Genomic DNA, 11,104 nt, shown 5'->3' on the forward strand with positions numbered 1-11,104 from the left:
TCACTCCGCTCTATATAAAACTACTCCGCCGGCCGGGTCTCGGCCAACGCGCTCTCTTCGTTGAACAGGAAGCCGCCGGACTGCCGCTTCCACAGCCTGGCATAGAGCCCGTCGAGCCCGACCAGCTCGTCATGCGTGCCTTGCTCGACGATGCGGCCCTCGTCGAGCACCACCAGCCGGTCGAGTGCCGCAATGGTCGATAGCCGATGCGCGATGGCGATGACCGTCTTGCCTTCCATCAGCCTTGCCAGATTTTCCTGGATCGCCGCCTCGATGTCGGAATCGAGCGCCGAGGTCGCCTCATCGAGCACCAGGATCGGTGCATCCTTGAGGAAGACGCGGGCGATCGCCACGCGCTGGCGCTGGCCGCCGGAGAGCTTGACGCCGCGCTCGCCGACATAGGCCTCGTAGCCGATACGATCGCGATTGTCGCGCAGACCGAGGATGAACTCGTGCGCCTCGGCCTTCTTCGCTGCCGCGACCACCTCGGCGTCGGTCGCTTCCGGCATGCCGAGCTTGATGTTGTCGCGCAGCGAGCGGTGGAAAAGTGCCGTATCCTGGCTGACGACGCCGATATTGGCGCGCAGCGAATTCTGCGTGACCCTGGAGACGTCCTGCCCGTCAATGGTGATCTTGCCGCTCTCGAGGTCGTAGAGGCGCAGGATCAGATTGACCAAGGTCGTCTTGCCGGCGCCGGACGGGCCGACCAGGCCGACCTTTTCGCCCGGCCGCACGACGAGGTCGATGCCGTCGAGCACGCCGGACCCCTTGCCGTAGTGGAACTCGACATTGCTGACGTCGATGCGCCCGCCGACGACGACAATCTCTTTCGCGTCCGGCGCATCGGTCAGGCCGAGCGGCTGTGAGATCAGCGCCTTGGAGTTTTCCAGCACGCCGAGGTTCCGCAAGATGCCGTTGAGCTGCATCATCAGCCGGCCGAGCAGCATGTTCAGCCGCAGCACCAAAGACAGCGTGAAAGCCACGGCGCCGACTGTGATCGAGCCCTCGACCCAGAGATAAACGGCAAAGCAGGCGATCGCCGTGATCATAATGCCCGACAGCATCGTCAGTGCCATGCGCACGCCGGTCAGCCGGCGGGTGAACGGGCGCAGCGCGTCGAGATAGATGTCGAAGCCGTTCCTGATGTAGCGGTCGTCGCCATCGGCCGAGAACAGTTTCAGCGTCTGCACGTTCGAATAGGAATCGACAAGGCGGCCGGTGATCATCGAGCCGGCTTCGGCGGTGGCTTCGGCATGCTTGCGGATCGCCGGCAAATAGCGCCTGGCCAGCAAGCCGAAGGCGGTAATCCAGATCACCACCAGCACCGCCAGCCGGAGATCGAGCCCGGCGACCAGCGCCAGCGTCGTCACCGTATAGACGACCATGAACCAGACGACCTCGATGAAGCTTTCCATCAGATCGCCGGTCGCCTGTCCCGCCTGCCAGACCTTGGTCGCGATACGTCCGGCAAAGTCGTTCTGGAAGAAGGCGTAGGATTGGCGCGAGACATGGCGATGCGCCTGCCAGCGCACCAGATTATAGAAACCCGGCGTGATCGTCTGCTCGTCGACCAGCGCCGACAGGCCGACGACGATGGTGCGGATGACCAGCACCACCGCGATCATGAAGACAAGTTCCGGGCCGGCGGCAGTCCACAACGCGTGCCAGCTGCGTTCGCCGGGAAGCTGGTCGAGGATGTCGACCAGCCGCCCGACGAAATAGAACAGTCCGGCTTCGACTAACGGCGCGATGCCGCCGATCAGCAGCATGGCGAAGAAGGCGATCTTCGCCTGCCCGACATAATGCCAGAGGAAACCCCTGACGCCGGCAGGTGGCCGAAGGTCCGCAGGCTCCCGGAATGGATAGACCCAGTTCTCGAACCAGCGGTAGATGGCAGTCATTCGGCGGCTTCACCCTTGACGAGTGCATCGTTGGCGGCTGCATCGTTGGCAGAGGGGCCGTCGTCGAGCAGGAAGCCGCCCGACTGGCGCTGCCAGAGCTGGGCGTAGAGCCCGCCGCTGGCAATCAGTTCCTCATGCGAACCTTCCTCGATGACGCGGCCCTTGTCCATGACGACGAGCCGGTCCATGGCGGCGATCGTCGACAGCCGGTGCGCAATGGCGATGACGGTCTTGCCTTGCATCAGTCTGTAGAGGTTCTCCTGGATGGCCGCCTCGGCCTCGGAATCTAGGGCGGAGGTCGCTTCGTCGAGGATAAGGATTGGTGCGTCCTTCAGCATAACACGGGCTATGGCGATGCGTTGCCGCTGGCCGCCGGACAATTTGACGCCGCGATCACCGACATGCGCGTCGAAACCCTTTCGACCGTTAGAATCCGACAATCCGGCGATGAAATCCAGCGCCTCGGCGCGCCGCGCCGCCTCGATCAGCATCTGGTCACTGGCGTCCGGCCGGCCATAGAGGATATTCTCGCGCACCGAGCGATGCAGCAGCGAGGTGTCCTGCGTGACCATGCCGATCTGGGCGCGCAGCGAGTCCTGCGTCACCGCCGCAATGTCCTGGCCGTCGATCAGGACCTTGCCGCTTTCGAGGTCATAGAAGCGCAACAGAAGATTGACCAGCGTCGACTTGCCGGCACCCGAACGGCCGACGATGCCGACCTTCTCGCCCGGCTTCACCGTCAGCGACAGGCTTTCGATCACGCCCTTCTGCTTGCCATAATGGAAGCGGATGTCCTCAAAACGGATCTCGCCCTTGGTCACGGCAATATCCTTGGCGCCAGGCCGGTCTTCGACGAGGCGCGGCAGCGAGATCGAGGCGATGCCGTCCTGCACCGTGCCGATATTCTCGAACAGCGTGGACATCTCCCACATGATCCATTGCGACATGCCCCAGAGCCGAAGCACGAGGCCGATGACCAGGGCGACGGCGCCGATCGTCACGGCTTGGCCGAGCCACAGCCATAGCGAGATTGCGGTGACCGAAAACAACAGCAGCGAATTCAGGACGTAGAGCAGGCCGTAGAGCTGTGTCACCAGCCGCATCGACCGGTAGACTGTATCGAGAAAGCCGGCCATACCGTCCTTGGCGAAGGATGCCTCGCGCCGCGCATGCGAGAACAGCTTGACCGTCTGGATGTTGGAGTAGCTGTCGACGACACGGCCGGTCATGGTTGAGCGCGCATTGGCCTGCTCCTCGCCGACCTTGCCCAGCCGCGGGATGAAATAGCGCAACAGCAGGACATATCCGGCAAGCCAGACGGCAAGCGGCGCAGCCAGCCGCCAGTCTGCCGAGCCGACAATGAACAGCATGCCGAGAAAATAGACGACGATATAGTTGAGCACATCGATGAGCTTGATGACGCACTCGCGCACCGCGAGCGCGGTCTGCATCAGCTTGGTCGCGATGCGCCCGGCAAACTCGTCCTGATAGAAGCTCATTGACTGCTTGAGCAGATAGCGATGCACCTGCCAGCGGATACGCATCGGATAATTACCCATCAGCGTCTGCTGGTTGAGCAGCGAATGGAACCAGACCGTCGCCGGCAGCGCGAAAATCACGATGAAGGCCATGCCGACCAGCTTCAAGCCTTCGGTCTGCAGGAACGTCTCGCGATTCTGTCCGGACAGCCAGTCGACGATCCGGCCCATGAAGCCGAACATCCACACCTCGGCAAGGGCGATGGCCGTCACCAGTACCGCATCGAGAGCGATGTAGGGCCACGCGCCGCGCGTATAATGCACGCAGAAGGCGATCAGTGTCCGCGGCGGCTCGACCGGCTCCTTGGCAGGGAACGGATCGAGCCTTTTTTCAAACCAGCTAAACATAGAGATGCTCACAATACTGTTTCCGCTCACGCGGCACGCGAACGGACGAGGTGCCCAGACCGCATGGCGTCAAGGACCGGCGATACGGAATCGTCCGCCTCGCCGGTCCTGCTTCGCGCTATATAGGTTGTCGCGGGCCTTTCGCCGACAGTCTCGTTTGACGATGCTGACGACGTTTTGACGATCCGGATTTTCGCGCTGGTTTTTGCACCAGGCCGGATCAGCCTGATGATCCGGCGCACCAGCGACGGCCGGCTATAGTCCGGAACGGCGCGCGAGAAATCGACGTCCGGCAGCATGCCGCGATGCGGACGCCGGCGGGTCTCGGCGTGAACCGCCGACGAGTAGGTCTCGCCGATCAAAAGCGCCCAGGTCGCAGTCTTGCGCTCGTGCAGGCTTCTTGAGCCGGGTATTCTACATGGATCGAACATCGGTCCGTCCTCCAGTTGAAGATGCAGGTAGAAGGGTGAACCAACCCAGGCCGCGGGCACGCGCGGCGCGGCAAAGGTGGCATCGGTCGAAGCGTGTTCAGGTGGGGCGTTCAGCCCCTTCCACAGCTTGAAAAACATCGCAGGATTCCTTCAAAGGCCGAAAAAGGTTTCGGCGGGAATCGGTGCGATTGAAGTCTAGAAGGTCAGGAGAATCGTCGTACCGAAACCGCCGTCGGGCTGGTAAGCCCACGAGAGGGGTGGTGGATGTGCATGGCCATCATGAATTACCCCTCCATCGGTTCGGGTTGACAATGCTGGCCGTATAACCGACTTCGCAGAAAATGACCACCCGCCAGTCCAGGAATTTCCAAAACCGCGAGAGCTCTGTGGCTGATCTGCCACTTATTAGAAAGACGCGGAAATGAACGACCGTCTCCGCATCGCGCTCTATCAGCCTGATATCGCCGGCAACACCGGGACAATCCTGCGCTTCGCCGCTTGCCTCGGTCTCGGCGTCGACATCATCGAACCGGCGGGCTTCCCGCTCGGTGACCGGGCGCTGAAACGGGCCGGCATGGACTACCTCGAAATGGCGGCGCTGACCCGCCATGTCGACTGGCACGCCTTCGAGGACTGGCGCAAGCTTGCCATGCGGCGGCTGGTGCTGCTGTCGACCAAAGCAGCTGCCGCCTACACGGATTTCGCTTTTGCCGGCGACGACATTCTCTTGTTCGGCCGTGAATCCGCAGGCGTGCCGGACGCCGTTCACGAGGCGGCGGATGCGCGACTGATCATCCCGATGCAGCCCGGCGCGCGCAGCATCAACGTCGCGCTTTCCGTTGCAATGGTGGCGGCCGAGGCGATCCGGCAGCTCCGCTAGGATGTGTACGCGATCGCCGGCCGCAGCGACCAAGGCGTCATCCTCACGCAACACTGCGTCCTCTCCGGTCATTCTCATCCAGACGCCCATCGCCTTCTCCTGCCGTTTGCATCTTCGAGGCTTCTTCGCTACAAGCTCAACTTAACTTGAGGTCAAGCGGAAAATCGGAGATGGCTGCGGCAACGGAATTAACAGTCGGCCAGGTGGCGATGCGCAGCGGCGTGGCGGTGTCGGCGCTGCATTTCTACGAAGCACGCGGGCTGATCCGCAGCCACCGCACATCAGGCAACCAGCGGCGTTACGGCCGCGACGTGCTGCGACGGGTGGCGATCATCAAGGTAGCGCAGGAGGTCGGCATTTCGCTGGCCGAGATCGGCACAGCCCTTCGATCATTGCCTGAAGGCCGGACGCCGACGCGCGAGGATTGGAACCTGCTTTCGACGGCTTGGCGCGACGACCTCGACCAGAAAATTAGTCAGCTCAAGAAGCTGCGCGACGGGCTGAGCGACTGCATCGGCTGCGGCTGCATGTCGATCGACAAATGTCCGCTGCGGAATAAGAACGACAGGCTGGCAAGGGACGGCGCGGGCGCCCGCAGGCTGGTCGTGCGTTGAAGCCATGACGGTCTGGACGGGTTCAGCGAACTTATCCTGTCCGTTAGTCACTATACAGTCTTGTGAAGGTCATGTGCCCGTGCTTGATACGCCCCTGCAACTAACCTTGGGGGGCAGAATTGAAATTTGCATACAAGACTTACGCCGCGTTGCTTGGCGCCATTGTGTTGGCTGGATGCATGCCGAGCGAAGGTGAATGGAATACGGCAAGGACTTTGGTTCAGGGCAGTCCTGCCATGTATAAGAAAGTGCTTACGGAATGCATCAGGCATTCGGAGCAATCGCCTCTCAGTTCGAAGCAGGAAGCTGGCAAGATCATGAATGTCAGCGCAGCCGCGGCGCCACGTGTCTGGTGCGGAAGAACCGTGCGGGCCTTCGCGAATGGGCGCCTGACGTATGCCGAGATGAAACGAGCGCATCTTGGAACGGGCGACAGAAGCGTGTTTATCAAGATCGTTCAGGGCAGATGAACTAGCCCTGATACGTTCAGCCTCGAGACCGGAGCGTTAATCCGCCGCCGGCAGCCGCCTGATGGTGAATTCGATGACGTCGCCCGGCCGCTCGAACCAGCTTTCGATCTCGGTCCAATAGGCCTGCTTAGGAAAGCGCTCGAACCATTCCTTCGCCTTGAGACGAGCGTCCGAGCGCGGCAGCACGAAGGTCTCGCGCAGGAAGCCGTCGCGCGGCATGCGCGCGTTCTCGGCGCGCGAACGGTCGAGCCTCTTCTTCAGGCCATCCAGCGGCGGTCTTGCCGGGGTGCGCACCAAAGCACTCCATTCACACTTGACCCTTGCACCCAAGAGATTAGGGATCGCGGCCGGAAAAGACGAGTCATTTGTCGGGCGCGCCCGCAACCGGAGACAGGATTTGCAACGACCCGAGATACCGGCGGGGCTGCCAGCCGACATCGAACAGAAGAAGACGAAGGCACGGCTGTGGTTCGAGACGTTGCGCGAGCGCATCTGTGCCAGCTTCGAGCAGATCGAGCAGGACCTGCAGGGGCCGCAGGCCAGCTGGTCGCCCGGCCGCTTCGAAAAGACGCCGTGGCAACGCGATGCCGGCAAGGGCGGCGGCGGTATCATGTCGATGATGCACGGCCGCGTCTTCGAGAAGGTCGGCGTCCACACCTCGACCGTCCACGGCGAGTTCTCGCCCGAATTCAGGAAGCAGATGCCGGGCGCCGAAGAGGACCCCTCCTTCTGGGCAAGCGGCATTTCGCTGATCGCCCATCCGTGGAACCCCAACGTGCCGGCCGTGCATATGAACACGCGCATGGTCGTCACCTCGCGCCAGTGGTTCGGCGGCGGCGCCGACCTGACACCGGTGCTCGACCGCCGCCGCAGCCAGGACGACCCCGACACGATCGCCTTCCACAGAGCGATGCAATTTGCCTGCGAGAAGAACGCGGCGATCGCCGACTACGTGAAATTCAAAGCCTGGTGCGACGAGTACTTCTACCTGCCGCACCGCGACGAGCCACGCGGTACCGGCGGTATCTTCTTCGACTGGCTGCATTCGGATGAGGACAATGGCGGCTGGGACGCCGATTTCAACTTCGTCCAGGACGTCGGGCGATCTTTTCTCGTCGTCTACGGACATCTGGTGCGCGCCAACTTCAATGACAACTGGACCGATGGCGACCGTGACGAGCAGCTCATCCGCCGCGGCCGTTATGTCGAATTCAACTTGCTTCACGATCGCGGCACCATCTTCGGGCTGAAGACCGGCGGCAATGTCGCCTCGATCCTGTCCAGCCTGCCGCCAGAAGCGAAATGGCCGTAAAATCTCGGTGAGCACGACGTGAGCCGCAATCGGGTCCAAATCCCCAGAATTTGACGGCGAATGTGGCGCAAGGCGCGCCAGAAAATATCTTTTTCGTCTAATATACCATTGTAAAGATTGGGCTATTTGTCGCGTCGGGCCGGGAAACGCCGGCGGTTCTTTACTCCCGAGAGCCGCGACCCGACGTGACCGGACGGCCCATGATTGAATGGGGCACCTTTCCCAAGCGGTGCCCGCATTTTCCAGGAGAGCATGCCATGCGCAAGCTTATTATGACCGCAGCCGCCGCTGCCGTTCTCGCCTCTGGTACTGCCGCATTCGCTGCGGTCAAGCACACCACCGGCACGATCAAAAGCTTTGATGGAACGGCGATGAGCCTAGTTCTGGATAACGGAGCCACCTTTACGTTGCCCCAGACCTTCAAGGATCCTGGCCTGAAGGTCGGCGAAAAGGTCCGCGTCACGTGGGATATGAGCGGCAAGGATAAAATTGCCGAGGCAGTCAAGATCGTGAAGTGATGTCCTGCCCGCTGGAGCAAGACGAGGTCTTACTCCTGGGTAGCGTAAGAGGGCGGAGCAGCGATGCTCCGCCTTTTCGCAACCCGATCACTAGAGGGCCGCGTGTCGGCTTGGACGCACGGCACTCTAAGGCAACCAAAACCGTTCGATCGTGTTATGCTAAGCTGGCCAGCGTGTAGCCCGGATACCGGACGCGGTTTCCGGATCGCGCAGTCAAAGGTCTGGAGCTTCCGTGTCATTGCGCGGCGCGGCGCTCCAAGGAGGAAATGAGGAGAAGCCGATGAAGGAATTCCATTGCGGGTCGCTCGTACCCGGCTGCGAGTGGCACACACGCGCCGAGGAGGAGGCTGAGGTCATGCGCCGTGCCGTCGAGCATCTGCGCGAGACGCACGGCGAGACGGTGATCCGCGAGACGATGATCGAGGCGATCCGCTCGCGCATCGAAAAGGTCCGCGACGCAGCGTGACAGTCAGGATTCGAGTGCCTCCGCGGCGCGCTTGAGCAGCGCGCCGCGATCAAGCGCAAAACCGGACTCGACCCATTCCTTTTCGAGATTCTTCAACGTTGCACCAAGCTTCGGCCCCGGTGATGCGCCAAGCGTCGTCAGATCGGCGCCCTTGACCGGAAAAACAGGGTTTTGCCATTTTGCAGCGAAGGCAAGCAGGCGCGAGAAGCCGCCGGCTTCGAGCAGTGCGTCATTGTCCTCGATCGCGCGGGCTCGAGCGGAAGCGAGCAACAGCCGCAACCGATCGACAAAGCCTTGGCGGTCGCCAAAATAGAGCCTTTTCGCCAACTCTCCTTCGGTCGTTTTCGGATCGACGGCAGCTGTGATCGCCCAATTCCGCAGCCGGCTTGCTTCGCTCACGGAAAGCCTCAATCTCTCGGCAAGCGTTTTCATGCGCGCGGCATCCGGCGGCACGATGGCTTCCAGCCTGAGCAGCGGGTCCGGCGCCCAGGCCAGATCCTTCTCGGTCTTGGTCAGCCCGTGGATGGCATCGATGCCCCATTTCTCGCTTTCCGGCAAAACGGCGGTCAGAACGCCGGCCTGGCGCATCCACAGCAGCGCCCGCGACGGATCCGGCGCCGACAGCAATTTCTTCAATTCCCACCAGACGCGCTCGACCGAAAGCTGGTCGAGCCCCTGCTTCAGCCGGGCACAAGCCTTCAACCCTTCGGCATCCGGCCTGCCGTCGCCATACCATGCGAAGAAACGGAAGAAACGCAGGATGCGCAGATAATCCTCGCGGATACGCGCTTCCGGATCGCCGATGAATCGCAGCCTCCGCGCTTCGATATCGGCGATACCGCCGACCAGATCGACGACCGTTCCATCGGCCTCGGCATAGAGTGCATTGATAGTGAAATCACGCCGCTCAGCGTCGGCTTTCCAGTCGCGGCCGAACGACACTTTGGCGCGCCGGCCGTCGGTTTCGATATCGGCACGGAGCGTGGTGACCTCATAGGCCTTGCCGTGGCCGACCGCGGTGACTGTGCCATGCTCGATGCCGGTCGGTACCGTCTTGAAGCCTGCCGCCTCGGCGCGCCGGATGGTTTCCTCGGGCACCGTGGTGGTGGCGATGTCGATGTCGGCGACCGGCTGGCCGATGAGCGCGTTGCGCACCGCACCGCCGGCGATACGCGCCTCCTCGCCGCCATCAGTCAGAGCGGCGAGCAGGCGCTGCAGGTGGTGTTCGCCGAGCCACCCGGCCTTGCCCGCGATCGATACTGGATCGCTCACGAATAGAGCCTTTCATAAAGCGTACGGATGATGCCCGCGGTGACGCCCCAGATGCGCTGGCCGCCATAGGGCATCTCGTAATAGAACCATTCGAGGTCGTTCCACATGCGACTGTCTCTGGTGTGGTTGGCGGGGTCCATCAGAAAGCCCAGCGGCACCTCGAAGACGGCATCGACTTCGTCGGAATTCAGCGTCAGGCTGAAACCGGGCCGTACAATCCCGAGCACCGGGGCGATGCGATAGCCGCTGCCGGAAACGTAGTCCGGCAGACGGCCGATGATCTCGATGTAATCACTATCGAGACCGATCTCCTCGGATGTCTCGCGCAACGCCGCCGTTTCCGGGCTCGCATCGGTTGGATCGATGGTACCACCGGGGAAAGCCACCTGCCCCGAATGGTTGCGCAGCTTTTCCGCCCGCCTGGTCAAAAGGACCGTGGCTTCATGGCCATGATCGACCACCGGGATGAGCACGGCGGCATCGCGCAGCGCCTTGGCCAGCTTCAGCCTGGGATGGCCCGGATTGAAGCGGTGGTCGCCAAAATCGTCGCCGGCATGCGCCAGCGGCTGTGCCGCGACGCGCTGGCGAAACCCGGCAGCGGAAAACGGCAACGGCATCACCTGATCCATCATAGGCGGTCCATCATGCGCTCAGCCGTTTCAGTTTCTCAGCCGGCATGATTGGATAGACCTCGCCTTTGGAACGGACGGCAAACATCGTCTTGCCACCGATGTCGATCTCTTCGCCGTGCTCGACCAATTCGTACATCACCGGCCGTGCCACCAGCGCCTCCAGCCGCCCGCGCACCAGCACATAAGGCTTCAGGCCACCTGTCTCGTCCTCATCGACGAAGCGCAGCGGGTGTCCCGCCCCAGCCTCTACCACGTCGCCGACATTGGTGCGAAAGGTGACGATTTGTCCGTCGCCGGCGCCCGACACGTCCATCTCGACGGCAATGAAGGGCGCGTCGGCGACGCGGATGCCGACCTTTTCCACCGGCGTCACCAGGTAGGTTCTACCGTCCGCGTCCTTGCGCAGCACTGAGGAAAAAAGCTGCACCAGCGGCATCCGGCCGATCGGCGTTCCCAGATAGAACCAGGTGCCGTCCTGCTTGATTTCCATGTCGAGATCGCCGCAAAATGCCGGATTCCAGCGTTCCACCGGCGCCGGCCCCTTGCCAGCGCGCGTCGCGCGCGAGACCAGCGCCTCCAGCCCGCGCGCCTCGGTCGCGGCCGTCAGCCTCTCTTCACGATGGTCGGCGGCTTCCGTCATGGTCACGAAATAGTCACTGTTGTTCCGCTTGTCAGCCTAAGTCTGTGATTTAAGTTCATTGCAGGCGCCATGCGAGGCCGAA

At 62.2% G+C, this 11,104-nt stretch carries 13 protein-coding genes; 6 read left to right on the forward strand and 7 right to left on the reverse strand.

The window, feature by feature from the left end; genetic code table 11:
• Positions 1-20: 20 nt before the first annotated feature.
• Genes NKI29_RS22065 through NKI29_RS22075 form a run of 3 tightly spaced genes read right to left on the reverse strand, consistent with a single transcriptional unit; the run spans position 21 to position 4,356 of the window.
• Positions 21-1,901 carry an ABC transporter ATP-binding protein gene (locus NKI29_RS22065; protein WP_023679481.1) on the reverse strand — a complete coding sequence of 627 codons (1,881 nt, stop codon included), beginning with the start codon at positions 1,899-1,901 and terminating at the stop codon, positions 21-23.
• Positions 1,898-3,787: an ABC transporter ATP-binding protein gene (locus NKI29_RS22070; protein WP_023679482.1), complete on the reverse strand. Its 1,890-nt coding sequence runs from the start codon at positions 3,785-3,787 to the stop codon at positions 1,898-1,900. Before NKI29_RS22070 ends, NKI29_RS22065 begins: the two co-directional genes overlap by 4 nt.
• A 26-nt stretch (positions 3,788-3,813) precedes the next feature.
• Entirely contained in the window at positions 3,814-4,356 is a 543-nt protein-coding gene (locus tag NKI29_RS22075; protein ID WP_031212588.1) for a hypothetical protein, read from the reverse strand.
• Positions 4,357-4,639: 283 nt separating this feature from the next.
• Here NKI29_RS22075 and NKI29_RS22080 point away from each other — a divergent pair, with 283 nt between their 5' ends.
• From NKI29_RS22080 to NKI29_RS22090, 3 genes are all read left to right on the forward strand, one after another.
• Complete coding sequence (locus tag NKI29_RS22080) at positions 4,640-5,098, forward strand: tRNA (cytidine(34)-2'-O)-methyltransferase (protein ID WP_023679484.1); 459 nt, start codon at positions 4,640-4,642, stop codon at positions 5,096-5,098.
• 170 nt (positions 5,099-5,268) lie between these two features.
• Complete coding sequence (gene soxR / locus NKI29_RS22085; protein WP_023679485.1) at positions 5,269-5,712, forward strand: redox-sensitive transcriptional activator SoxR; 444 nt, start codon at positions 5,269-5,271, stop codon at positions 5,710-5,712.
• Positions 5,713-5,831: 119 nt separating this feature from the next.
• Positions 5,832-6,182: a hypothetical protein gene (locus NKI29_RS22090; RefSeq protein WP_156937440.1), complete on the forward strand. Its 351-nt coding sequence runs from the start codon at positions 5,832-5,834 to the stop codon at positions 6,180-6,182.
• A gap of 36 nt (positions 6,183-6,218) precedes the next feature.
• Here NKI29_RS22090 and NKI29_RS22095 read toward each other — a convergent pair whose 3' ends face one another.
• On the reverse strand, positions 6,219-6,476 hold the full coding sequence (locus tag NKI29_RS22095) for a hypothetical protein (RefSeq protein ID WP_023679487.1): 258 nt from the start codon (positions 6,474-6,476) through the stop codon (positions 6,219-6,221).
• Between the two features lie 103 nt (positions 6,477-6,579).
• Here NKI29_RS22095 and hemF point away from each other — a divergent pair, with 103 nt between their 5' ends.
• The 3 genes from hemF (at position 6,580) to NKI29_RS22110 (ending at position 8,478) form a co-directional block, all read left to right on the forward strand.
• Positions 6,580-7,494, forward strand: coding sequence for an oxygen-dependent coproporphyrinogen oxidase (gene hemF / locus NKI29_RS22100; protein ID WP_352456466.1), 915 nt, complete (start codon positions 6,580-6,582; stop codon positions 7,492-7,494).
• Positions 7,495-7,751: 257 nt separating this feature from the next.
• Positions 7,752-8,012: a DUF1344 domain-containing protein gene (locus NKI29_RS22105; RefSeq protein WP_023679489.1), complete on the forward strand. Its 261-nt coding sequence runs from the start codon at positions 7,752-7,754 to the stop codon at positions 8,010-8,012.
• A 280-nt stretch (positions 8,013-8,292) separates the two neighbouring features.
• Positions 8,293-8,478, forward strand: coding sequence for a DUF1059 domain-containing protein (locus NKI29_RS22110; protein WP_023679490.1), 186 nt, complete (start codon positions 8,293-8,295; stop codon positions 8,476-8,478).
• A gap of 3 nt (positions 8,479-8,481) precedes the next feature.
• On the opposite strand, the gene NKI29_RS22115 is transcribed toward NKI29_RS22110, so the two are convergent.
• The 3 genes from NKI29_RS22115 to NKI29_RS22125 are packed head-to-tail and all read right to left on the reverse strand — an operon-like array spanning position 8,482 to position 11,022.
• On the reverse strand, positions 8,482-9,750 hold the full coding sequence (locus NKI29_RS22115; protein WP_352568017.1) for a CCA tRNA nucleotidyltransferase: 1,269 nt from the start codon (positions 9,748-9,750) through the stop codon (positions 8,482-8,484).
• Positions 9,747-10,379 carry a CoA pyrophosphatase gene (locus NKI29_RS22120; RefSeq protein ID WP_023679492.1) on the reverse strand — a complete coding sequence of 211 codons (633 nt, stop codon included), beginning with the start codon at positions 10,377-10,379 and terminating at the stop codon, positions 9,747-9,749. Before NKI29_RS22120 ends, NKI29_RS22115 begins: the two co-directional genes overlap by 4 nt.
• A 13-nt stretch (positions 10,380-10,392) precedes the next feature.
• Positions 10,393-11,022, reverse strand: coding sequence for a DUF1285 domain-containing protein (locus tag NKI29_RS22125; protein ID WP_023679493.1), 630 nt, complete (start codon positions 11,020-11,022; stop codon positions 10,393-10,395).
• Between the last annotated feature and the right edge of the window lie 82 nt (positions 11,023-11,104).

It is taken from the genome of Mesorhizobium sp. M0678 (assembly GCF_040320505.1).
Classification (GTDB): domain Bacteria; phylum Pseudomonadota; class Alphaproteobacteria; order Rhizobiales; family Rhizobiaceae; genus Mesorhizobium.